This window comes from Allobosea sp. MMO-172, from assembly GCF_037147855.1.
Taxonomy (GTDB): Bacteria; Pseudomonadota; Alphaproteobacteria; order Rhizobiales; family Beijerinckiaceae; genus Allobosea.
In genome coordinates this window covers 1-18,227 of the sequence record NZ_JBBCUM010000008.1, presented here as the reverse complement: position 1 = coordinate 18,227, position 18,227 = coordinate 1, and the positions used below count along the sequence as shown (strand labels likewise).

The window sequence follows — 18,227 nt, the reverse complement described above, 5'->3', positions numbered from 1 at the left end:
CTAACGAGCCATCAGCGGAGCAGCTGATGGGTCTCATTCAACCGGCTCCCTATTGCCGAGTTCGCCTGAGCAAATCGGTATCGTAGCCGAGTGCCTTCGCCCTTCTCACCAATTTCGCATACTCGTACGGGCCAAGGACTTGGCCTCGCGTCAGAATCCAGAGATATCGACCCGAAGGCTCGCCGACGATGGACCACGAATAGTCCGACGCGCGATCCAGCACCCAATAGTCGCCCTCGATCGGCCAGAAGAAGGTGACCTTGAGCTTCGAACCGTTGGAGCCATCAACGACGCGTGCCGTCGCCTCTGCCGTCTTCAACGGCCCCGCGGTGCCGCCTTGGCGGCAGGAATTAACGACAGCAACCGCGCCATCCGACTTCCGGGAGTACTCTGCTGTGACGGCCTCGCAGTCCTTCTGAAAGCCAGCCTCATATCGCGCTTGCTCGTACCACTTGCCGAGATAGCGATTCAGCTCGACCGGTTTCGCCGGCTGCGGAACACTGGAATTACCAACTGGCTGGTTTACCAGAGAATTGCACGCCGCCAGTGCAAGGCTTGACCCGATCGCCAGCGCACTCATCATGTTTCTGATCGTCATTCTTCGCTCTTTCCCTTGAGCGTTAGCCTTAGGACTTCTGGCGAGCACCGCGATCAGCTACCCAACCTATTTCGCCAGGCGCCGGACATTTGCGCGTACTTTCCGTCGATAGCCCCGAACAATGCTGACGGGAGCGCTGCCTGTTGCGGCCTTATAAATCGCACTCTGCCCAGCGGAGACCTTTTCGCTCACCATCAGACGCGCTTCGCGATCAGCCGCAGTGCCGCCTGCTGCCAACTTCATGCTCCTTAGCCAGATTGCCTGCTGCGCTTCGAATGCCAGCATCGACATTTCGAAAAGGAGCTTAAGCATCAGCTTGGTCTTCGGCTGCCGTTGGCTTGGATGTCTTGGGGACTGGCCCTTTGCGACGCGCTGCCGGCCTTGTCTTGCGGGCGGAGCGCGCTGGACTTTTCGGAGTGATGTCCTGGGCCGCATATGCCCGGATCTCCTGCTTCCAGCGGTACAAGCCATATCCAAGGGCCCCAGCAACGAGCACCGGCGTCGGGATGCGTGCAGCCAGAAATGCCAGAGGGACAGCAAGCTTCTCGGGGATGTCACCGCGCTCGACATTCCGTGCGATCCACGCGCCCGCTACCCCGGAGAAAACAGCTCTGATCATCTCTCATCCTCGGCAACCAGTGTTGCTGTGAGAACGGTCAACGCGGGGGCGAGCATGCCGTTCCCAGTTGCGTCGCTTGCTTTAGGCAAGCGGCGTGTGATTTTCCTTCCCAACCGAGATTAAGGCTGCAGGCTTCAGTCAGCGCTGCCTGGGAAAGTAAGAAGTCAGGACCCCACATCGCTACGACGACGCTGCGGCGATTTTGGGCATGCACGAGTTTTTTCCGAGCATCAAACCGCCCTCCTTCAAATGCGGGACAAGCGGTATCGTCCGGTCGGCTATCACAGTGCTCAGCAAAGCGGTGATTGTGCGCGCAGCAATAGGACAGGCGATGAGAATCAGGTCGGCAGTTGACGTACTTCCTGTGTTGGCCGGCTCGGCATGGCTGACGACAGCTACGGTTGCTTTCGCTCAGGAACAGCCGTTGGCGAGCATCAAAGGGGCTGATCCAGATGTCCGCATCGACATCGTGTCGCTGAAGCGAACCGAAGCGGAAACCCTCACGCTACGCCTCCGGGTTACCAATAGCGGCAACGCCAACTACAGCATGGTGGCCGATAACATTCGGCTTATCGACCTTGTCGGCCGGCGCAGCTATACGCCCGGCGTGACCGGCTCCAGCTGCTCGACGCAGGCCGGCAAGATATCCTCGTGCTACGCAATCTTCGGCGCACCACCGGCAACAACAAAGACGATCAACATCCAGTTCTACGAGAAGGTCGATCTCATCTCCGGCGTGCCGATCGATGTCCGCTAGTCAAAACCTCTGGCGAGGGTTGGTCCGATACGCCTCACTCGCTGCGGGAACACTGTTGTTGCCGTTCGCTGCGGTTGGACAGTCAAGCCCATCCTCCCAGTTTCGGAGCAGCGAAATCGTCTTCCGTTCGTCGCCAATCAGCTTTCCATCCGCGGGCATCGTGTTTCCGAGCGCGCCGCTTCAGACGGAAACGCCAACCGCGATCGAAATCACCTTGCCTGCAGACGTGCTATTTGACTTCGACAAGGCTGAACTGCGCTCGGATGCAGTGGAAGCCTTGCGCGAGCTTGGGGAAATTATCAGGACCAAGGCGCGCGGTCAGGTGACGATCCAAGGGTTTACTGACGCTCTTGGCGCCGAAGCCTACAATCAGAAACTGTCCGAGCGTCGCGCCAACGCAGTCAAAAGCTGGTTGGTCTCTCGGGAGGGCGTCGCGGTTAAGGCCCTCTCAGCGTCGGGGTTCGGTGCCAGAAATCCCGTGGCTCCCAATCGCAAACCAGACGGTAGTGACGACCCGGACGGCCGACAGCTGAATCGCCGCGTAAGCGTATTGATCCGAAAATAGGATTATCCCTTTGCCGCGACGGCGACAGCGGTGAAGCCAAGGACTTTTGCAATCCTAAAGAAGAAGCCCGGCGCGATGGCCGGGCTTCACCTGTGTCGATGAGGCGGCCAACAGATCAGGCCGCCGCCTTCCGATCATGCCGACCTTCCTTCACCTCCTCGATAATTTTCGCGACAAACGCGGGCAGATCACCGGGCTTACGTGAGGTCACGATTCCCTTGTCAGTTACGACTTCGGCGTCCTGCCAGTTTGCGCCGGCATTGAGCAGATCCTGCTTGATCGTCTTGTAAGAGGTGACCTTCCGGCCCTTGGCGATGCCGGTATCGATCAGCAGCCACGGTCCATGGCAAACGGCAGCGACAACCTTGCCCTGGTCGAAGAAGCTCTTGATCAGGCTGAGGGCCTTGTCATTGCCACGCAGCGTATCGGGATTCATCTGACCGCCGGGGAGGACAATGGCGTCGTAATCCTCTGCGCGTGCCTGATCGAGCGTTCGATCTACAGCGACGGGGCGGCCCCAGTCCTTGTTCTGCCAGCCCCTGATCTCACCAGCTTCCGGCGAAACAATGTCGACTGTGGCGCCGGCCTTCTGCAATGAGGCATGCGGAACGTCGAGCTCAGACTGCTCGAAACCGTGCGTTGCGAGAATGAGGATGCGTTTGCCGGTAAGGGCGCTCATGGATGCTCTCCGGGGTTGAGAAGGACGTCCTTAGACCAACCGAGCAGCACCGGATGCGTTCCTCTTCAAATGTCCTCAACCGCTGGAGACGTCTCAGCGAGCCTTGATTGGCGCTCTCGATCGCGAGAAGTTTGGGCGCCTAATGGCCGCTCTCGATGCTTGGAATTCGAAGCATGGTCGAGGCACCCTTTTCCCGGCCGCTGCTGGCGTCTATCGGCAACGTAAGGCGTGGGTCACCAAATTCGATATGCGGTCGCCTCGATACACGACGCGGATCGATGAGCTGCCTGTGGTGGGCCATCAGTGACGACGCGCCGACCAACCACACCGCACGGTCGCTTCATCGTCGCCGGCAGCCTCTGGTGGGCGACTAATCCCACCATTCCCGAATCGCCGCCAGGAAATGGTCAACGAGGTGATGAACGCCAGGCGAGCGTGAGAGATGCGAAAGCTGGCAATGGCGATCTGCGCGGAGCTAGAGCCGCCGTTGATGCCGCCAAGATGGCGCTCGGGGAGCGCGGTCCAGTCTGGTGGGACGATGGCGCGCCCGATTATAACCGCCATATGGCGAAAAACACACCGTACGCTGAATGGGCATCCAATATAGGAAAGCCGCGCGTGCAGGGTGGAACTTAGATCAGCCACCATGGGCCGTAGCCTAGAATGCCGATCCAGGCGGTTTGAAGCACCGCAATAGCGCAGCCTAGCAACGCCTCGACAGCTTCGTAGGACAGGCTGTAACCTCGGATCTTCCGCAACGTCGACCAAGCCATCGGGGCTACTTCATCACTGCCAGCAACGCACACCCGATCAGAGCGGCAGGCAACATCACCAGAACCACCAACGCCGCACGCCAGAGCATTTTGCTCGGGCTTGACTGGGTATCTTCGTAACCAATGGCGTCGTCGCTCAGCATTTATCGCGCTCTCCGCCCCCCGAGGCTGCCTTAGCTTTCGGACATCGGAAGCGGAATGAGATGCTTAATCGTTGGTAAACGCAGGCAGCGAACGGGAGCAGAACTCATGTGCGGGCGGTTCAGCCAGGCCTATAGCTGGAACGAGATTGTAGCCTTCAGCCAGCCGCTGATAGTGCCGGCAGCCACGCCGAACCTGCGCGCCCGTTACAACATCGCGCCGACAACCGAAGTCGATATCATCGTGAACACCGAGGCCGGGCGCGAACTGAAGAAAGCCCGATGGGGTCTCATCCCCGGCTGGCACAAAGGCGGGCTCAAGGATTTCAAGCTCGCGACCTTCAACGCCCGCGTTGAGACCGTCGAGACCAGTGGCACATTCAAGCATGCCTATCGGAGCCGGCGATGCATCATCCCGGCCAGCGGTTTTTTCGAATGGACAGGCGAGAAGAAAGATCGCGTGCCGCACTTCTTCTCAGCGGCCGATGGCGACTTGCTGGCTTTCGCGGGCCTCTGGGAGAGCTGGCGCAATCCCGAGACGGGCGAGGACATCACCACCTGCACGATGATTGTCCGCGATGCGAACGTCTGGACGGCGCAGTATCACGACCGCATGCCATGCATGCTGCTGCGCCAGGATTTCGAGGCGTGGCTGGATGGTTCGGGCGGTATGGATTTGCTGAAGCAGCCGCCGCGCGAGCTGCGCGAATGGATCGTGTCCAAGCGCGTGAACAAGGCCGGCGAAGGCGACGACGATCCGACGACCATCGAGCCGTTCAAGGATGATCTGTTCTAAATAATCCCTAGCGGCGCTGCAGGAATGCGGAGCTGGAAGGACCAGCGGAAGTTTCATCGCCCAAGTGCCGCAGTGCCAAGACCAACGCTGCGGAGACCGCCAGCATATTCAGAGCAGGCGATGCCAGGTTTCCAAACTCACAATGCACCGCGCGGCTTTCAGTAGCCGTTGCGCAACCGACGACCACTCGGCCAACTGGATTGCCGTCATCATCAGGCGCATCACCTGTGACCCCTGTGATCGAAAGCGCAATTGTCGCAGGGCTTTGAGCGAGAGCGCCTTCGGCCATAGCGAGGGCGACCCGTTCATGAACTGCGGTGCTGGTTTTCAGCAGATCGGTGGGAACGCCCAACATCTTCGTTTTAGCTTCCTTGGTATAAGTCAGGAAGCCTCCCTCGAACGCCGTCGCTGCCCCGAAGCAACATGAGAGGGTCTGACCGAGCAACCCCGCCGTGCACGACTCGGCAGTGACGATACGCTCGTTGTGAGTGAGGCACAGCGAAACGAGGCGCTCAGCGAGTTTCTCGGCGCTTTCGAGCCTGGAGAGATCCTCGCGATCAATGCTGGTGCTCTCGGACATATCGGTGATCCGTGTGACGGCCCATGTAGTCCTCGTCGATCTCGCTTATAAGCCGGTCGGCTTCGTCGGGGTCGACCTTCCGCAAAATCGCATCGAGCTTCGCTTCCATGCGGTCGTCGCCCTCTTTCGATTGGGGCGATCCGACATGCAAGAGGATAGCGAGGCCGGCGACCTGCCACAGCAATTGCAGGAACTCCGACTGCCAATTTTCCAGCGTGTCACGCATCATCTCGACGAAATAACCATCGAAGCCTGCGGCCTGACCATGGCTCGCCTGTTCCTGCGCATAGGCGAACCATCCGAACACCCAGTGTCCCACCAAGCTGATCAGGAAGAAGCCTCCGGTGACCCAGGCAAATCCGTAACGGGTCCAGATTGAGCGTTTCATTGCTTGCTCCCAGCTCCGCAAGGCTTCGAGAAGCATTGCTCCCGAGATGGAACTCGGATCAGCCGCCGGGGTTCAACATCCAGCATCTCCTCTTCCAGGAAGCGGCTTAATCCGATGGAAACGCCGACCGTCCGCGACGATCCGCAACGCAACCGCTTCGTGATGGCGGTTCCTGGCGGTGAGGCTTTCGCAACTTACCGGCGCCTCGATGACTACATCGTGGTGTCGCACACGGAGGTGCCCGCGGCCCTGCGTGGTCAGGGGCTCGGTTCGCGGCTGGCGGAAGCGCTGTTCGAGCACGCGCGCAGCCGAGGCGAGCGGATCGTCCCCGCATGCTCTTTCATCGCGGACTGGGCCAGGCAGCACCCCAAGTACCAGGACGTTCTCGCCCAACGGGGGGAGCCAAACCGATGATCGACCATATCTCCGTGGGCACCAACGATATTGAGCAGGCGCGCAGGTTCTATGACGCTGTCTTTGCAGAGCTCGGTATCCGGCTCCTGAGCAGCGGCGACCGATCAGCCGATTACGGCGTGAGCAGCATTCTCTTCAGCATCGAGACACCGGTCGATGGCATGAAGGCCTCCAGTGGCAACGGAACCCATATTGCCTTTGCGGCGGGAAACCGCGTGATCGTCGACGCCTTCTACCGTTCCGCCCTCGCCCATGGTGGTAGCGACGCGGGCGCGCCGGGTGTGCGTCCAAAATATGATGCTCACTACTACGCCGCCTTCGTATTCGATCCCGACGGCAACAAGATCGAGGCCGTCACCCGTTCATCCAAGTGAAGGAGGACGACATGCCTGCAAAGTCAGCCGCACAGCAGAAGGCCGCCGGCGCCGCACTCGCCGCCAAGCGTGGGGACATGAAGAAAAGTGAGCTGAAGGGCGCCTCGAAATCGATGGAGAAATCGATGAGCGAAACCGAGCTCGAGGAGATGGCTTCGACCAAGCGCAAGGGAAAGCCCGAGCACAAGAGCAAGAACTGAACACCATTTTGAGGAGGCAGGGATGACGGCACGGTTCGAACCGCCTTTCCCGAAGCAACAGCAGCCTATGCCTGGACGAACAGACGCGATGTCGCCTAGGCCGGACCACGGTGAGGAAAGCTACGCCGGCTCGGGCCGCCTCAAGGGCAAGCGCGCAATCATCACCGGCGGGGATAGCGGGATAGGCCGAGCTGTCGCCATCGCCTTCGCACGGGAAGGCGCGAACGTCTTAATCTCCTATTTGAACGAGGATGACGATGCCGAGGAAACCCGGCGGTGGGTTGAGAAAGCCGGGCAGAAAGCGGTGCTGATGCCCGGCGACATCCAGAAGGCGGCCCATTGCCGCCGTATCGTCGAACGTGCCGCAGCCGAGTTCGGCGGGATCGACATCCTGGTCAACAATGCCGCGCATCAGGCGAGCTTCGACACGATCGATGAGATTTCGGACGAGGAATGGCAGCTCACCTTCGCCGTGAACATCCATGCAATGTTCTACCTGACCAAGGCCGCCGTTCCCCATATGAAACCGGGAGCCTGCATAATCAACACGGCGTCGGTGAATGCCGACAAGCCCAATCCTACCCTGCTGGCTTACGCCACCACGAAGGGTGCCATTCAGAACTTCACCGGCGGCTTGGCGCAGTTGTTGGCCGAGAAGGGCATTCGGGCCAATGCCGTCGCTCCCGGGCCGATCTGGACTCCGCTCATTCCGTCGACGCTGCCCGAGGACAGCGTCGCGAACTTCGGTAAGCAGGTTCCCATGAAGCGACCCGGACAGCCTGCCGAATTGGCAACGGCCTATGTGATGCTGGCCGATCCGCTCTCGAGCTACGTGTCAGGAGCCACCATTGCCGTGACCGGCGGCCACCCGATCCTCTAGTCGACGCACGGCTCAATCCTTGTTGAGCTTACCGAGGTTGCCCGGCAGGCCCGAGAACGGAAGATCATCCGGCTTGAGCAAGCCTTCAGACGGTTCCGGGCCGTGACTGCTCTCTCCCTTGTGCGCCTCGTTCCATCGCCGGATTTCAGCGGTGAGCTGCTGAAACTCGGTTGCTTGCGGCGAATCCGGGGGCGCGTCGCTCAGGGCAGCGGCGCGCTGCAAGGCGGCCTCGTACTCCTCGTGAGTTTTGAGCGTCATGGCTTCGCTTCCACCTGAGCCGGTTCGCTGGCGGCCACTTCGTGAAGCAGCTCGGAGATGGCTCGCAACAGGTCCGCCGGCGGTGCCATATCTTCCTGAAGATGCCACTCCACGAAGTCGCGGCTCTTACCGGCTCTCATTGCCAGGAGCGCGACCCAGTCGCGGTTCGGGTACGCTGCAATCATGCGCAGCGCTAGATCCCGGCCGGAAACCACCGGATTTGACGGAATCATCGCTACCTCCCGTGTTCGCCTCAGGGTAAAAGGCCCCGCCGGATCTCCGGCAGGGCCTTGCCCTTAAGCAGCCTTGCGATTGATGCTGCCGGTCGCAAGCTTGGTCAGCTTCTTATCGGTGGCGTCTTCCTCGTCGAGGTTCTGTTGGAGGAGCGACGCGCAGTCCTCCCGGCCAAGTTGCTTGGCCCACGCGACGAGTGTGCCGTATCGCGTGATTTCATAATGCTCGACGGCCTGCGCGGCAGCGATCAAGGCTGCATCGAGGACCTGCTTGTCGGCCACGTCGCCAGCGATATCGCTAGCCTCGGATAGAATGCCGTCGATGGCCGGGCAGGTGACGCCCTTCTCCTCCGCGCCGTGCTGCTTGAAGACCTGCTGCAGGCGGGTGATGTGACCTTCCGTCTGCTGGAGATGGTTCTGGAAGCCCTGCTTCAACTCGGGGCTCGTCGCCTTGTCGATCATATCGGGAAGCGACTTCTTGATCTGATTTTCGGCGTAGTAGATGTCCTGAAGCGTATGGACGAACAGGTCGTCCATTGTCTCGATGTCCTTGGTGAACCATCCCATTGGGAGCCTCCTGATGTGAAGGGACCCCAGCCGTAGACTCGGTGAACCGCCCCGAGCACCTGATGTTCCGCACGCGGGGTCGGCAATTGCACCAGAATTTGAATACATGAGCGTGGAACAGAATCTCGCCACGGGGCGTCTGAAATCCAGTCAGCGGCTTAGGCAATCGACGGCTTTAGGCGAGCCTTCGGCGGTTTCGAAAGCTTCGGAACCTTTGCCGCCGCAGCGCGTCCTCAGTGCGCGAGTTTAGCGACGCCGAAAGCCAGCGATGACCAAGCCCAACCCGTTTGCCATCCTTGAGAACGCGCAGGAAATTGCACGCGCGGAGAGGGCCACGGAAATTGCCTGGAGCTACGTCGAGGCCAGCCTCCCCTCTGCGGAGCGAGAGCGGCAACGCTTGCGGATGGTGTACGTGGTTGTGTCTCTCGCAATTGAGCGGGCGGAAGAGCCGGACGAACTTGCCCATCGAGCGTTCCGGCGATTTCAGGAACGGCAACCTCGCCGCTGACGGCCCGCAGATATGTCGCCCGCCGCCTATTCACCCGGACCCGCGGCCGGCTTCTCACTTGGCTTCACGACTGGCTTGTCTGCTTCGCCCGTGTCCTTGTCGCGGTTAGGGTCAATGGATATGCCGCTGACAGAGTCCTTATCGGGAGCGCCTTGGATCGAGCGGACCTTTTGCTGCTCTTCCGGGGATAGTTTGTTGCCTTGACCGTCGCGCATGGAAGCCTCCCGGCTGCCCCCTTCCAATGAACGGTCTGCCAAAGAGGACTGTTCCCTCACACTAGCGCTCTCTCCGATCTTCAAACTCAGGCCGCTTCGATGGCCAAGGACTCCAGTTACGGCGCGGTGTGCGCTAACGCTAATGGCTGGGCCGCAGATAGGTTGCGCGAAGCTTTTCGCGGTCTAAGCGAGCTTGAGCGAGGTCCGCTTTGATGCTTTCGTTCACGGCGTCCAGTTCGGCTCGCAAGGCATCGCGATCGAGCTCTTCGGGCATGGCCTCACTGTTTACGGTCTGATCGATGATGTCGGAAAGAACTGTTGCCAGGAACTGAGCGCACTCCTCCTCATCGTTAGGCGCTGGAACCATGACCTGCGCGAGAAGCGCGAGCATCAACCCGCGCCATGCCACGGCTTCATAAGCTTGGGATACATTGTCGTCGGTGTCTTCAGACATGGTGTAAGCGGCGTCCCGGCCCCACCTTTCGGGATGGGGCATGAACGTTGATGTTCCGAGCCTGGAGGGCTTGGACATATGACGATTTCAGAGCTTACGCTTAAATCGAGCGTCGAGATCGACGAGCCGGTTAGGCGGTTTGAGGTCTTCACGGGTGCGGGGCGCCGTCGGGACTGGTCTGCCGAGGACAAGGCGCGGATCGTGGCGGAGAGCTTCGAGCCTGGCGCGAGGGTGAGCGCCGTCGCCCGCCGCCATGCCTTGTCGCCGCAGCAATTGTTCACCTGGCGCCGCGAGATCCGCAAGGCCGCGGAAGCGATGCCCGCGTTCGTGCCGGCGGTGGTGGCGCCAGAACCAGCACCCACATCGGAGCGGACGGCGCAGTCGTTACGCCTGAAGCGACGCGCTCGGTCGCGGCGCGCGGCAGCCATCGAGATCGACGTCGCTGGCGTCAGGGTAACGATCGAGAACGGGGCCTCGCCGGTCACGATCGCGGCGGTGCTCGGCGCGTTGAAGGCCGGATCGTGATCGGCCCGACCGGCGCGGTCCGCGTCATGGTCGCGACGAAGCCGGTCGACTTCCGCAAGGGCGCCGAGGGCCTGGCCGCGCTGGTGCGCGAGACGATGGGCGCCGACCCGTTCTCGGGCACGATCTACGTGTTCCGCGCCAAGCGCCCGGACCGGGTGAAGCTGGTGTTCTGGGACGGCACCGGCGTGGTGCTGGTCTCGAAGCGTCTGGAGGATGGCGAGTTCCGCTGGCCCAAGATCGAGGACGGAGCCCTGCGGCTGACGGCGGCCCAGCTTCAGGCCCTGTTCGAAGGGCTGGACTGGCGCCGGGTCCATGAACCGCAGCGGGCGGCGGCACCGGTCGCCGCGAGCTGAAAGCGCTCGCAAGCATCTGAGGAATATGATTGAATCGGCGTCATGGCCGCGCTCCCGCGAGAGCTTCCCCGTGACCCCGAGACGCTTCAGGCGATGCTGATCGCGCGGGAAGCGGAGATCGAGCGCCTGCGCCAGATCATCAAGGAGTTGCAGCGGCACCGCTTCGGCCGCCGGGCCGAGACCTTGCCGGAGGATCAGCTTCTGCTGGGGCTGGAAGAGGCCGAGCAGGTCGAAGCCGCCGAGTTCGCGGCGTCCGAGGAGACAGCGCCGGCCGAGAAGGCCACCCGGGCGCGCCAGCGCCGCGCGAACCGCGGCGCGCTGCCGCCGCATCTGCCGCGGATCGAGATGATAGTCGACATAGAGAGCGACACTTGTCCTTGCTGTTCCGGCAAGCTCCATCGCATCGGCGAGGATGTAGCCGAGCGCCTCGATATCGTGCCGGCCCAGTTCCGTGTGCTCGTGCTGCGCCGCCCGAAATATGCCTGCCGCTCCTGCGAAGACGTCGTGGTGCAGGCGCCGGCCCCGGCCCGGCTGATCGAGGGCGGCATCCCGACCGAGGCGACGGTCGCCCAGGTGCTGGTCTCCAAATATGCCGATCATCTGCCGCTGTATCGTCAGGCCCAGATCTATGCGCGCTAGGGCGTCGCGCTCGATCGCTCGACGCTGGCCGACTGGGTCGGGCGCGCCGCCTTCCTGTTGCGGCCCGTGCATGAACGGATGCTGGCGGTGCTGAGGGCCTCGCCCAAGCTGTTCGCCGACGAGACCACGGCGCCCGTGCTCGATCCCGGCCGGGGCCGGACGAAGACGGGCCAGCTCTGGGCTTATGCCCGCGATGACCGGCCCTGGGGCGGCGCCGATCCACCCGGCGTCGTCTATGTCTATGCTCCCGACCGCAAGGCGGAACGGCCGATCGCTCATCTCGCCGGCTTCCGCGGCATCCTCCAGGTCGACGGCTATGGTGGCTACAAGGTGCTGGCCGAACGCGGCGAGGTTCGCCTGGCCCTGTGCTGGTCGCATGTGCGGCGACGCTTCTACGAACTCGCTCGGTCCGGCCCCGCTCCGATCGCTAGCGAAGCCCTCCAGCGCATCGCCGAGCTCTATCGCATCGAAGCCGCGATCCGTGGCCATGATGCCGATGCACGTCGGGTCGCGCGCCAGGAAAAGAGCAGGCCGATCCTCGAGGCCATGGAGCCATGGCTGCGCGAGAAGCTCAGCCTGATCAGCCAGAAGACGAAGCTCGCCGAGGCTATCCGCTATGCGCTCTCGCGTTGGCAGGGCTTGAGCCTCTTCCTCGATGACGGCTGCGTCGAAATCGACTCCAACACCGTCGAGCGCTCGATCCGGCCGTTGGCCCTGACCAGGAAGAATGCGCTCTTCGCCGGCTCCGACGGCGGTGCGGAGCATTGGGCCGTCATCGCCTCGCTCGTCGAAACCGCAAAGCTCAACGGCGTCGAGCCGCACGCCTATCTCGCCGACGTCATCGCCAGGATCGTCAGCGGCCATCCCAACAGCCGCATCGATGAACTGCTGCCATGGGCCTATCCGGCTCAGGCCGCTCTCAGGGACGTGGCCTGAGGACGACGCTTACGACATGGTTCGTCCTCGTGCCTCTGATTGGCGGCGGCGACCTATATCGGAACCGCTGACATTTGGGCGCGTTCCATCGGCCTGTCTTGCCAGACAGAAATCCTCGGACTGCCCCGTTGGCCTCGGCTGGCGGGGCCTTTTTCTTTTTCAATGGAACCCGTGCCGTTCGGCTCCCGTTAGCCCCCCAACTGGGGTCAATCGAGGAGATGGACCTATGCGAAAGATTATTCTTGTTGCCGCCGTTGCCATGCTTCCGGCGTTTGCCTTCGCCCAAGGCGCGGGTGGCTCGGGAGGAGCGGGCGGCGGAGCAGCCGGCGGCGGAGCGGCTGGAGGAGCACCCGGTGGCTCGTCAGGCAATAATGGGGCGGGAGCGACAGGGGCTGCGCCAGGCTCGTCAACCGGCGCGCCCGGAGCGGCGGGCGGAGCAGGCGGCGGTTCTGCCAACAGCTCGCAGCCAGGAGCCAATGACACTGCGGGGATTGGCCCGACTATGATGCCGAGGTTCCGCACCTACGTGCAGGCCAACGAAGTGCCGTCGTACAAGTACAGCGAGACCGTTCGCGTCGGCACCGTCCTTCCCGAAAGCGGCGTCACCTACCGCGAAGTCCCCGCCGAGTTCGGCGGAACATATCGCTACACGGTCGTGAACGGCACACCTGTCGTGGTCGAGCCGCGCACCCGGCGGATCATTCAGGTGATCCAGTAACTCCAGAAACCGATGGCCCCGTCAGCCGGAGCCGGCGGGGCCTTTTGCATTGAGTTCTTAGCAGGACAGATTGTTTAACCTCTCTCGAGCGCAGTCGTGAAATGGGACGGATTGATCGGCCGCGGCAGAGGGCGATTGAGGCGATCTTGGCAATGTTGCATGACGCTCGTGGCAAAGAACCGTTTCCTGTCAATTTTGATACGCTCGAAGCTGCGGGATTGGTGTCCGCAGGCTCCACGGGTCTTCCCGTCGCCTTTGTGCGCCTAGCTCTTTCTAGGGATTGTCTTGTCTGGGGGCCGCATCGCTCAACCGACGGCAAACTCTGCTGCTTCGTCCAAGGACGTTGCGAATGAGCACCCCAACATCATCTGGCGCGAACCAAGTTCGGCGGAAGGCGTTGGACATGCTCCATGCCTATGCCGGAGCCTCCCATGACGCCAGCTATTACCGCCATATTCGTCACCGCTGGGATGCTCGTCGCAGCTGCAGTCGGATGGCGAATCGGCCGGATAATATCTCCACGGCCGAGCGAGCTTCGCATCCCTCCGACGATTTTTAATAGAGCTGGTAATGGCCCGGCCCCTTGGAGCACGCCGTGCGAGGTTCACTCCAGCTAGCAAGGCTTCTTTTGTGCCTCGCGTAGGTTGACCGCGCGCTCGCGCCGCTTGAGCTCGCGCTCCACAGCATCGCGGATGAAATCGGTTCTGGTCTCCGCCAGATCAAGGCTTGCGTCGATGCGTCCGAAGGTTCCGGGCGGAAAGCCCGCGGCCATCTTATCTGGACTCGATTTTGATTTGGTCATGGCGCCTCATAGAGGTTCGAAGACCATGGACCAAATGCCCGTGCGCCATTTTACGCGTTTGAGGCCTTAGCGGATTTCATGAGCTTGCGAAGCTGCTCGAAAAGGAGGGGACCTGTCAGTTGGTGAAGGGCATATCCTTCCGCTGCGAGCGCCCGTTGCAACTCTTTGATCGTCACGTAGTTTCCTGAGCCCGCCAGCTCAAACGCTCGCTCTAGTGTCGTTTTCATTCCATAGAATGGAGCACTTCAATCGTCGCACCGCGTTAGCATTTGACGGGTCGGTTCGATCAGGAAATAGCACTCGTCCTCATAGTGGACGGGCGTACCGTCTTCGAGCGTGTACGAGGTCAAGTTGGTGCCTGGATAATCCCGCCAGACGATAACCGTATAGCGGTTGTCGTCTTCGTCCTTGCATCGCTCTCGGTATAGCTCGTGCTTCACCGCGCTATGGCGACAGGGCTGCTGCTCGGCCGGCTTTCTGAGGGCAACCATGGAAACACCTCACGCAACGCACTGACGCAGATTCAACAGCGCGGGGATATTCCGGTTCCGCTAACGGGCATTACCAGTGTTGACCGCCACGCCGCCCACCCCAGCTATCCCGCTAGCCCGCTCTTCAACGTACTGTCGGCGTGTCGCGGCTGTGTTCGAGAGCTGTCGTTCAGCCAACCATGCGATGAACTCGTCGGGGCGTATCGTAACGATCTGAAGCGCTTTGCCGCGGGCAAGCCACTCATCGATCACTTTTAGCGCGGCGGCGTGCCACACTTCATAATCGCGGGGCATTTCCTTCTGGTCGTTGGCAAGTTGCCAGAGCTGTTCGAAGTGCTCGCGCTCGTACCACGGCAGCGCAACCGTATAATTCTCGACAGTCGGTTTCATCTCTTACCAGCCGTCCGCTAATGGCCCATCCACGCCAAAAATCGGCAACTGGGACGATAAAGAACGAACGCCGCGCGAGGCGTCAATACCCGAGGGGGCTGGTTCTAACCCCTCGGAGGCTTCCGCGAACCCAGAGTTAGAAGATGGTTCTGAGCCTCGCGACTGAGTTCCACTCTTGCCCCGAGCCGCCTCGCCAAACGTTCCGCAGCCTCTATTGCCTCGAACAGGTTGGGAGATTTTCCATAGCTCGTCCCCGTCGCATCGCGGGCGGCCCATTCGGCGCCGACGCGATCGATCTTGAGTGTTTGCGACATTGGCGGATCCTGGTTCCCAATCGCACGCAACAACACAATCGGACTGGAGTTCCGCGTGAAACGCATTCCGTGTTTGGGGAATGGAGGTAGCCAAGTCCTTGGGCCTCGATCAGGCTGCAACAGGCAGAAGCCGGCCCGTGACGGCTAGATATCGATCGCTGGAGTGCATGACCGCGACGATGATGTCCGTTCCGTCGTCACAGCACACTTTCAGGCGATCCAGCAGCGCTCCAGCATCCAGCCCAGAGGTATCGCACAAAAGGTAGCCCGCGCGCATATCGTCGTAGTCGCTACCGAACTGGAACGTGAGAGGAAGCCTGCGCCCGTCGCGCAGGATCAGATGGCCCTTACCGGTATGCATAACGTGTCTCCGCCTGGGCGGCGTCAATGTGCGCAGCCAGCGGTCATTTCCAAAAGCGGCATGGAGACAACTGCGAAGTCAATTGAGCATGTCGCGAACGGAGGTGCGTTAACTTTTGATGGGAATTCGGCGCTAGTCGACGGGTTGGGCGCGTAAGTGCAGGTAAGAGCTTTCGAACCCCGCGTAGGCTCGCAGCGCTGCAATGTTGGGAATGCTGACCGTGTGATTGCGGAAAGTCGCAACCCCGGCTTCGCGCAGTGCTCGCAGGCTCCTGTTCACGTGAACGTCTGAGAGTCCGACGGTATCTGCTAGAGCGGCTTGAGGGATAGGCAGTTCAAAGCTGTCAGGCTCAGCCATGCCAACCACAACCAGCCGCTCATGTATCTCGCAGAACAGATGCGCGATGCGAGTATCGGCGGACCGTCGCCCCACGTTGAGAAGCCATTCGCGGAGCACGGCGGCATCCACGAGATTGCAGAGCCATAGCGCCCTGGCGATACGAGGATGGTCTTCAATAAGCGCCAAAATCTTGCGCCGCGGTATCAGCGCTACCTCACAGGGGCTGACCGTGCCGATGCTGTGGTCCATGTAATTGAGCAACGCGACATGGAGGTCGCAGAAGTCGCCCGGCAGCAGATAGGCGAAGATTTGGCGTAAGCCGTCCTCCGTCAGCTTGTAGCGATATGCGAAGCCGCTCAGGATCAGATGGACATCCTCGGGTTCTTCCCCTTCGGTGATGATGTCCGCACCTGGGGTGATCGTCTTACGGTCACGCGCTGCATCGCGTAGCGGGGCCAAATCGCTATCCCGGATATCGGAGAGGCTCCGCAGCTTGCGCGCAAAGATGTCCATGGTCACCTCTCACGGCCTGGCGGTCTCTTCCGTCACCGATACAGCAACGCTGTAGACGATTTCACCGGCCTCGCTTCTGACGTGTATTGCGACATAGGGGGCCCCTTGCGGGATTGTGTGCCGCGCGATGTCCGCGAGCCCGTCCAATGCATAGTGTCGCACCAGCGCGAACTCGGCCAGTTCTTTCCCTTCCTCGTCCTCTACGAGAGCCCCGGAAACCATCGAGTCGAAATAGTAGCGAGCCATGGAGGGCTCCTCGGATCGCGCCTCCCCCATGTGATACGGCTCCTATCAGAGGTTGGTTTCGCGCACTTGGTCAAATGATGCTTTGACGGGCAGGATCCCCTCGCCGGTTTCGATTGAACAAGCGACGCGTTGGAGGCCGGGATCTGTGACAGCTCAGCAGGTAGGGTGCTGAGCGCTTGCTGTGGCACTGTCGTGGTGCGTCAAACCTGCTGAAGTTTGAATGTGCAAGACGGCTTCCGCACTTATGACGACTGAACTGCCATTCCGGCGCGACAGCCGATGTGCGGTCTCAATGGCTTCGTCGATGATAGGGGAGTGGCCATAATGCTCGCCTGTCGCATCTCGCACCGCCCATTCCGAGCCAAGACGGCAGACCGTCAAAACCTGCGCCATGTGCTTGCGACCTTTCGAAAGCTGAGCCGTCAACGGCCCGAGATGTCGATTAGTTCCAGCTCGGTACATTCTGGTTCAGACGTTGAAGTCTGACTCCCCCCATATGGGGGCGATTGCCAGCTGAAGGATTGCCACCGGCGGCAGCGCCTTGACCACGCTGCCGGCAGTAGGCCAAGCCGCAGATCGAGCGAGCGCTACTCGATCGCACGTCAAAGCTTTGCGCCATTCGATAGCGCGCTCAAGGCATTATCCGCTCGCTCGCAGTCGGCCTATATGGCTTGTCGAGCCAAGCGTTCGCCCTGGAAAGCAAAGTGTAGGCTTCCCCGCATCAGGCCTCAATCTTCACTTTCACCGTCATCCACGGGCGGTTCAACGTCCTTGCTCTGAAATGTTATGTGCCCCCCGATAAATGATGCGTTCTGCTTGTTGGACCTCGAAGGTCAACTCTCCGTGGTCTCCATCAGCGAGCGCGTCATGAGCAGCTTCTGAGAACGCCTTTCATCCCTCGGCTCTGGCAGACTTGTCGTTTGGTAGATCAAAGTCGACGTAGTGGGAGCCGCCGTTGTCAGTGATAAAGCGATAGGTCGGCATGAGGCAGTTTTCCGGCGGCTACTTCCAAGCGGTTGCGTCGTCGTGGGCTTCGTCCCACTGCGTGATGACCTGCACGAGCGCAGCTAATTCAGCGGCCTGCGGCGAGCCTTCTGGGTAGTCCGCCAGTTCACGCACACGTTGCGTCGCAGCCTCATACTCATCAATGGAGGTGATCCGTTGAGCGCCTCGGTCGTTGGCGGGCTTTGCTGGCTTCGGCGTAGTGACGTGCTCGAACGGCATAGCCGGATCTCCCTTTGATCCGCAGCCAACTTCACTGGGGCGCACACGGTTCCAAGAACGATTCATCCGGCCGTCCGCTGGCAACTCGGTTCGTTGCGTGGGTTGCGTCCAATGTGTGCGCCTCGGTTTCTCAGGGCCATCCTGCGCGTCGAGGCGGGCAAGGCGAGCGGACATCCGCCAGATAAAGCATTCGACTTCAGTAGCGCCGCGAACTTCTCCCGAACGATAATCCGAATGGTGCGTTCATGCGGATCAAACTAGGGAGGATGTGTTTCGGCGTGCAAGTTTGACCCCTTGAGGCGGGGGATCGGCGTCCAACTTTGACCCCCTTGAGCCGGTTTCGGTGAGACTGTCCGTTCTGGTTTCAGACGGGCGGGC

General features: G+C 61.1%; 29 protein-coding genes and 1 pseudogene. 13 read left to right on the top strand and 17 right to left on the bottom strand.

The annotated features are described in order from the left end of the window. Positions 1-49 precede the first annotated feature (49 nt). Positions 50-598 carry a lipocalin family protein gene (locus WFK61_RS13440; RefSeq protein ID WP_336812416.1) on the bottom strand — a complete coding sequence of 183 codons (549 nt, stop codon included), beginning with the start codon at positions 596-598 and terminating at the stop codon, positions 50-52. A gap of 66 nt (positions 599-664) precedes the next feature. Beyond that, a complete protein-coding gene (locus tag WFK61_RS13435) occupies positions 665-910 on the bottom strand; it encodes a hypothetical protein (protein ID WP_336812414.1) in 246 nt (81 codons plus the stop codon). Between the two features lie 515 nt (positions 911-1,425). Between WFK61_RS13435 and WFK61_RS13430 the strand changes: the two genes are divergently transcribed. Both WFK61_RS13430 and WFK61_RS13425 read left to right on the top strand, forming a co-directional pair. Further along, positions 1,426-1,974: a hypothetical protein gene (locus WFK61_RS13430; RefSeq protein WP_336812412.1), complete on the top strand. Its 549-nt coding sequence runs from the start codon at positions 1,426-1,428 to the stop codon at positions 1,972-1,974. A 55-nt stretch (positions 1,975-2,029) separates the two neighbouring features. Continuing rightward, positions 2,030-2,539: an OmpA family protein gene (locus tag WFK61_RS13425; RefSeq protein ID WP_336812411.1), complete on the top strand. Its 510-nt coding sequence runs from the start codon at positions 2,030-2,032 to the stop codon at positions 2,537-2,539. A 115-nt stretch (positions 2,540-2,654) separates the two neighbouring features. On the opposite strand, the gene WFK61_RS13420 is transcribed toward WFK61_RS13425, so the two are convergent. Continuing rightward, entirely contained in the window at positions 2,655-3,218 is a 564-nt protein-coding gene (locus WFK61_RS13420; RefSeq protein WP_336812409.1) for a type 1 glutamine amidotransferase domain-containing protein, read from the bottom strand. A gap of 142 nt (positions 3,219-3,360) precedes the next feature. Here WFK61_RS13420 and WFK61_RS13415 point away from each other — a divergent pair, with 142 nt between their 5' ends. Then, positions 3,361-3,525, top strand: a complete 165-nt coding sequence (locus WFK61_RS13415; RefSeq protein ID WP_336812407.1) for a DUF4113 domain-containing protein — start codon at positions 3,361-3,363, stop codon at positions 3,523-3,525. A gap of 471 nt (positions 3,526-3,996) precedes the next feature. On the opposite strand, the gene WFK61_RS13410 is transcribed toward WFK61_RS13415, so the two are convergent. Continuing rightward, positions 3,997-4,134: a hypothetical protein gene (locus WFK61_RS13410; protein WP_336812405.1), complete on the bottom strand. Its 138-nt coding sequence runs from the start codon at positions 4,132-4,134 to the stop codon at positions 3,997-3,999. 106 nt (positions 4,135-4,240) lie between these two features. Here WFK61_RS13410 and WFK61_RS13405 point away from each other — a divergent pair, with 106 nt between their 5' ends. Continuing rightward, the gene (locus WFK61_RS13405; protein ID WP_336812403.1) at positions 4,241-4,927 is read left to right on the top strand and encodes an SOS response-associated peptidase; all 687 of its coding nucleotides are present in this window, start codon (positions 4,241-4,243) and stop codon (positions 4,925-4,927) included. A 7-nt stretch (positions 4,928-4,934) separates the two neighbouring features. Here the strand turns inward: WFK61_RS13405 and WFK61_RS13400 are convergent, their stop codons facing one another. Together WFK61_RS13400 and WFK61_RS13395 are read right to left on the bottom strand one after the other, a co-directional pair. After that, the gene (locus WFK61_RS13400; protein ID WP_336812401.1) at positions 4,935-5,507 is read right to left on the bottom strand and encodes a CinA family protein; all 573 of its coding nucleotides are present in this window, start codon (positions 5,505-5,507) and stop codon (positions 4,935-4,937) included. Continuing rightward, complete coding sequence (locus WFK61_RS13395) at positions 5,485-5,895, bottom strand: DUF6766 family protein (protein WP_336812399.1); 411 nt, start codon at positions 5,893-5,895, stop codon at positions 5,485-5,487. Before WFK61_RS13395 ends, WFK61_RS13400 begins: the two co-directional genes overlap by 23 nt. A 114-nt stretch (positions 5,896-6,009) precedes the next feature. Here WFK61_RS13395 and WFK61_RS13390 point away from each other — a divergent pair, with 114 nt between their 5' ends. The 4 genes from WFK61_RS13390 to WFK61_RS13375 are packed head-to-tail and all read left to right on the top strand — an operon-like array spanning position 6,010 to position 7,763. Continuing rightward, positions 6,010-6,309, top strand: coding sequence for a GNAT family N-acetyltransferase (locus tag WFK61_RS13390; protein WP_336812397.1), 300 nt, complete (start codon positions 6,010-6,012; stop codon positions 6,307-6,309). Next, on the top strand, positions 6,306-6,683 hold the full coding sequence (locus WFK61_RS13385) for a VOC family protein (RefSeq protein WP_336812395.1): 378 nt from the start codon (positions 6,306-6,308) through the stop codon (positions 6,681-6,683). Before WFK61_RS13390 ends, WFK61_RS13385 begins: the two co-directional genes overlap by 4 nt. Before the next feature lie 11 nt (positions 6,684-6,694). After that, a complete protein-coding gene (locus WFK61_RS13380) occupies positions 6,695-6,883 on the top strand; it encodes a DUF3008 family protein (RefSeq protein ID WP_336812393.1) in 189 nt (62 codons plus the stop codon). 22 nt (positions 6,884-6,905) lie between these two features. Then, positions 6,906-7,763: an SDR family oxidoreductase gene (locus tag WFK61_RS13375; protein ID WP_336812391.1), complete on the top strand. Its 858-nt coding sequence runs from the start codon at positions 6,906-6,908 to the stop codon at positions 7,761-7,763. 12 nt (positions 7,764-7,775) lie between these two features. Here the strand turns inward: WFK61_RS13375 and WFK61_RS13370 are convergent, their stop codons facing one another. The 3 genes from WFK61_RS13370 to WFK61_RS13360 all read right to left on the bottom strand — a co-directional run bounded on the left by WFK61_RS13370 (position 7,776) and on the right by WFK61_RS13360 (position 8,821). Next, positions 7,776-8,021, bottom strand: coding sequence for a hypothetical protein (locus WFK61_RS13370; RefSeq protein WP_336812389.1), 246 nt, complete (start codon positions 8,019-8,021; stop codon positions 7,776-7,778). After that, a complete protein-coding gene (locus WFK61_RS13365; RefSeq protein WP_336812387.1) occupies positions 8,018-8,254 on the bottom strand; it encodes a hypothetical protein in 237 nt (78 codons plus the stop codon). The genes WFK61_RS13370 and WFK61_RS13365 overlap by 4 nt, the downstream gene beginning before the upstream one ends. A 63-nt stretch (positions 8,255-8,317) precedes the next feature. Further along, positions 8,318-8,821, bottom strand: a complete 504-nt coding sequence (locus WFK61_RS13360) for a YciE/YciF ferroxidase family protein (protein ID WP_336812385.1) — start codon at positions 8,819-8,821, stop codon at positions 8,318-8,320. Positions 8,822-9,089: 268 nt separating this feature from the next. Here WFK61_RS13360 and WFK61_RS13355 point away from each other — a divergent pair, with 268 nt between their 5' ends. Then, positions 9,090-9,329, top strand: coding sequence for a hypothetical protein (locus WFK61_RS13355; protein ID WP_336812383.1), 240 nt, complete (start codon positions 9,090-9,092; stop codon positions 9,327-9,329). Between the two features lie 26 nt (positions 9,330-9,355). Here the strand turns inward: WFK61_RS13355 and WFK61_RS13350 are convergent, their stop codons facing one another. Together WFK61_RS13350 and WFK61_RS13345 are read right to left on the bottom strand one after the other, a co-directional pair. Next, on the bottom strand, positions 9,356-9,544 hold the full coding sequence (locus WFK61_RS13350) for a hypothetical protein (protein ID WP_336812381.1): 189 nt from the start codon (positions 9,542-9,544) through the stop codon (positions 9,356-9,358). 139 nt (positions 9,545-9,683) lie between these two features. Then, positions 9,684-9,998, bottom strand: a complete 315-nt coding sequence (locus WFK61_RS13345) for a hypothetical protein (RefSeq protein ID WP_336812380.1) — start codon at positions 9,996-9,998, stop codon at positions 9,684-9,686. A gap of 78 nt (positions 9,999-10,076) precedes the next feature. Here WFK61_RS13345 and tnpA point away from each other — a divergent pair, with 78 nt between their 5' ends. The 4 genes and pseudogenes from tnpA (at position 10,077) to WFK61_RS13325 (ending at position 13,169) form a co-directional block, all read left to right on the top strand. Beyond that, positions 10,077-10,523: an IS66-like element accessory protein TnpA gene (gene tnpA / locus WFK61_RS13340; protein WP_336812379.1), complete on the top strand. Its 447-nt coding sequence runs from the start codon at positions 10,077-10,079 to the stop codon at positions 10,521-10,523. Then, positions 10,520-10,876 carry an IS66 family insertion sequence element accessory protein TnpB gene (gene tnpB, locus WFK61_RS13335; RefSeq protein ID WP_336812378.1) on the top strand — a complete coding sequence of 119 codons (357 nt, stop codon included), beginning with the start codon at positions 10,520-10,522 and terminating at the stop codon, positions 10,874-10,876. The genes tnpA and tnpB overlap by 4 nt, the downstream gene beginning before the upstream one ends. Before the next feature lie 42 nt (positions 10,877-10,918). Then, a pseudogene (gene tnpC, locus WFK61_RS13330) lies at positions 10,919-12,451 on the top strand (IS66 family transposase). A gap of 502 nt (positions 12,452-12,953) precedes the next feature. Next, entirely contained in the window at positions 12,954-13,169 is a 216-nt protein-coding gene (locus WFK61_RS13325; RefSeq protein WP_336812377.1) for a DUF1236 domain-containing protein, read from the top strand. Positions 13,170-13,782: 613 nt separating this feature from the next. Here WFK61_RS13325 and WFK61_RS13320 read toward each other — a convergent pair. The 6 genes from WFK61_RS13320 to WFK61_RS13295 form a co-directional block, all read right to left on the bottom strand. Further along, positions 13,783-13,971: a YlcI/YnfO family protein gene (locus WFK61_RS13320; protein ID WP_336812375.1), complete on the bottom strand. Its 189-nt coding sequence runs from the start codon at positions 13,969-13,971 to the stop codon at positions 13,783-13,785. Positions 13,972-14,522: 551 nt separating this feature from the next. Then, the gene (locus WFK61_RS13315) at positions 14,523-14,852 is read right to left on the bottom strand and encodes a hypothetical protein (protein ID WP_336812374.1); all 330 of its coding nucleotides are present in this window, start codon (positions 14,850-14,852) and stop codon (positions 14,523-14,525) included. Positions 14,853-15,275: 423 nt separating this feature from the next. Beyond that, a complete protein-coding gene (locus tag WFK61_RS13310) occupies positions 15,276-15,527 on the bottom strand; it encodes a hypothetical protein (RefSeq protein ID WP_336812372.1) in 252 nt (83 codons plus the stop codon). 132 nt (positions 15,528-15,659) lie between these two features. Beyond that, the gene (locus WFK61_RS13305; RefSeq protein WP_336812370.1) at positions 15,660-16,379 is read right to left on the bottom strand and encodes a Crp/Fnr family transcriptional regulator; all 720 of its coding nucleotides are present in this window, start codon (positions 16,377-16,379) and stop codon (positions 15,660-15,662) included. A 9-nt stretch (positions 16,380-16,388) separates the two neighbouring features. Continuing rightward, positions 16,389-16,625 (bottom strand): DUF6894 family protein, encoded by a 237-nt coding sequence (locus tag WFK61_RS13300; protein ID WP_336812368.1) that lies wholly within the window; start codon positions 16,623-16,625, stop codon positions 16,389-16,391. Positions 16,626-17,627: 1,002 nt separating this feature from the next. Beyond that, positions 17,628-17,849 (bottom strand): hypothetical protein, encoded by a 222-nt coding sequence (locus WFK61_RS13295; protein ID WP_336812366.1) that lies wholly within the window; start codon positions 17,847-17,849, stop codon positions 17,628-17,630. Between the last annotated feature and the right edge of the window lie 378 nt (positions 17,850-18,227).

What these genes read in the sequence shown, in the direction of transcription:
- WFK61_RS13440 (WP_336812416.1), bottom strand. Translation starts at nt 598, where the DNA reads ATGACGATCAGAAACATGATGAGTGCGCTGGCGATCGGGTCAAGCCTT.
- WFK61_RS13435 (WP_336812414.1), bottom strand. Translation starts at nt 910, where the DNA reads ATGCTTAAGCTCCTTTTCGAAATGTCGATGCTGGCATTCGAAGCGCAG.
- WFK61_RS13430 (WP_336812412.1), top strand. Translation starts at nt 1,426, where the DNA reads ATGCACGAGTTTTTTCCGAGCATCAAACCGCCCTCCTTCAAATGCGGG.
- WFK61_RS13420 (WP_336812409.1), bottom strand. Translation starts at nt 3,218, where the DNA reads ATGAGCGCCCTTACCGGCAAACGCATCCTCATTCTCGCAACGCACGGT.
- WFK61_RS13415 (WP_336812407.1), top strand. Translation starts at nt 3,361, where the DNA reads ATGGCCGCTCTCGATGCTTGGAATTCGAAGCATGGTCGAGGCACCCTT.
- WFK61_RS13410 (WP_336812405.1), bottom strand. Translation starts at nt 4,134, where the DNA reads ATGCTGAGCGACGACGCCATTGGTTACGAAGATACCCAGTCAAGCCCG.
- WFK61_RS13405 (WP_336812403.1), top strand. Translation starts at nt 4,241, where the DNA reads ATGTGCGGGCGGTTCAGCCAGGCCTATAGCTGGAACGAGATTGTAGCC.
- WFK61_RS13400 (WP_336812401.1), bottom strand. Translation starts at nt 5,507, where the DNA reads ATGTCCGAGAGCACCAGCATTGATCGCGAGGATCTCTCCAGGCTCGAA.
- WFK61_RS13395 (WP_336812399.1), bottom strand. Translation starts at nt 5,895, where the DNA reads ATGAAACGCTCAATCTGGACCCGTTACGGATTTGCCTGGGTCACCGGA.
- WFK61_RS13390 (WP_336812397.1), top strand. Translation starts at nt 6,010, where the DNA reads ATGGAAACGCCGACCGTCCGCGACGATCCGCAACGCAACCGCTTCGTG.
- WFK61_RS13385 (WP_336812395.1), top strand. Translation starts at nt 6,306, where the DNA reads ATGATCGACCATATCTCCGTGGGCACCAACGATATTGAGCAGGCGCGC.
- WFK61_RS13380 (WP_336812393.1), top strand. Translation starts at nt 6,695, where the DNA reads ATGCCTGCAAAGTCAGCCGCACAGCAGAAGGCCGCCGGCGCCGCACTC.
- WFK61_RS13375 (WP_336812391.1), top strand. Translation starts at nt 6,906, where the DNA reads ATGACGGCACGGTTCGAACCGCCTTTCCCGAAGCAACAGCAGCCTATG.
- WFK61_RS13370 (WP_336812389.1), bottom strand. Translation starts at nt 8,021, where the DNA reads ATGACGCTCAAAACTCACGAGGAGTACGAGGCCGCCTTGCAGCGCGCC.
- WFK61_RS13365 (WP_336812387.1), bottom strand. Translation starts at nt 8,254, where the DNA reads ATGATTCCGTCAAATCCGGTGGTTTCCGGCCGGGATCTAGCGCTGCGC.
- WFK61_RS13360 (WP_336812385.1), bottom strand. Translation starts at nt 8,821, where the DNA reads ATGGGATGGTTCACCAAGGACATCGAGACAATGGACGACCTGTTCGTC.
- WFK61_RS13355 (WP_336812383.1), top strand. Translation starts at nt 9,090, where the DNA reads ATGACCAAGCCCAACCCGTTTGCCATCCTTGAGAACGCGCAGGAAATT.
- WFK61_RS13350 (WP_336812381.1), bottom strand. Translation starts at nt 9,544, where the DNA reads ATGCGCGACGGTCAAGGCAACAAACTATCCCCGGAAGAGCAGCAAAAG.
- WFK61_RS13345 (WP_336812380.1), bottom strand. Translation starts at nt 9,998, where the DNA reads ATGTCTGAAGACACCGACGACAATGTATCCCAAGCTTATGAAGCCGTG.
- tnpA (WP_336812379.1), top strand. Translation starts at nt 10,077, where the DNA reads ATGACGATTTCAGAGCTTACGCTTAAATCGAGCGTCGAGATCGACGAG.
- WFK61_RS13325 (WP_336812377.1), top strand. Translation starts at nt 12,954, where the DNA reads ATGATGCCGAGGTTCCGCACCTACGTGCAGGCCAACGAAGTGCCGTCG.
- WFK61_RS13320 (WP_336812375.1), bottom strand. Translation starts at nt 13,971, where the DNA reads ATGACCAAATCAAAATCGAGTCCAGATAAGATGGCCGCGGGCTTTCCG.
- WFK61_RS13315 (WP_336812374.1), bottom strand. Translation starts at nt 14,852, where the DNA reads ATGAAACCGACTGTCGAGAATTATACGGTTGCGCTGCCGTGGTACGAG.
- WFK61_RS13310 (WP_336812372.1), bottom strand. Translation starts at nt 15,527, where the DNA reads ATGCATACCGGTAAGGGCCATCTGATCCTGCGCGACGGGCGCAGGCTT.
- WFK61_RS13305 (WP_336812370.1), bottom strand. Translation starts at nt 16,379, where the DNA reads ATGGACATCTTTGCGCGCAAGCTGCGGAGCCTCTCCGATATCCGGGAT.
- WFK61_RS13300 (WP_336812368.1), bottom strand. Translation starts at nt 16,625, where the DNA reads ATGGCTCGCTACTATTTCGACTCGATGGTTTCCGGGGCTCTCGTAGAG.
- WFK61_RS13295 (WP_336812366.1), bottom strand. Translation starts at nt 17,849, where the DNA reads ATGCCGTTCGAGCACGTCACTACGCCGAAGCCAGCAAAGCCCGCCAAC.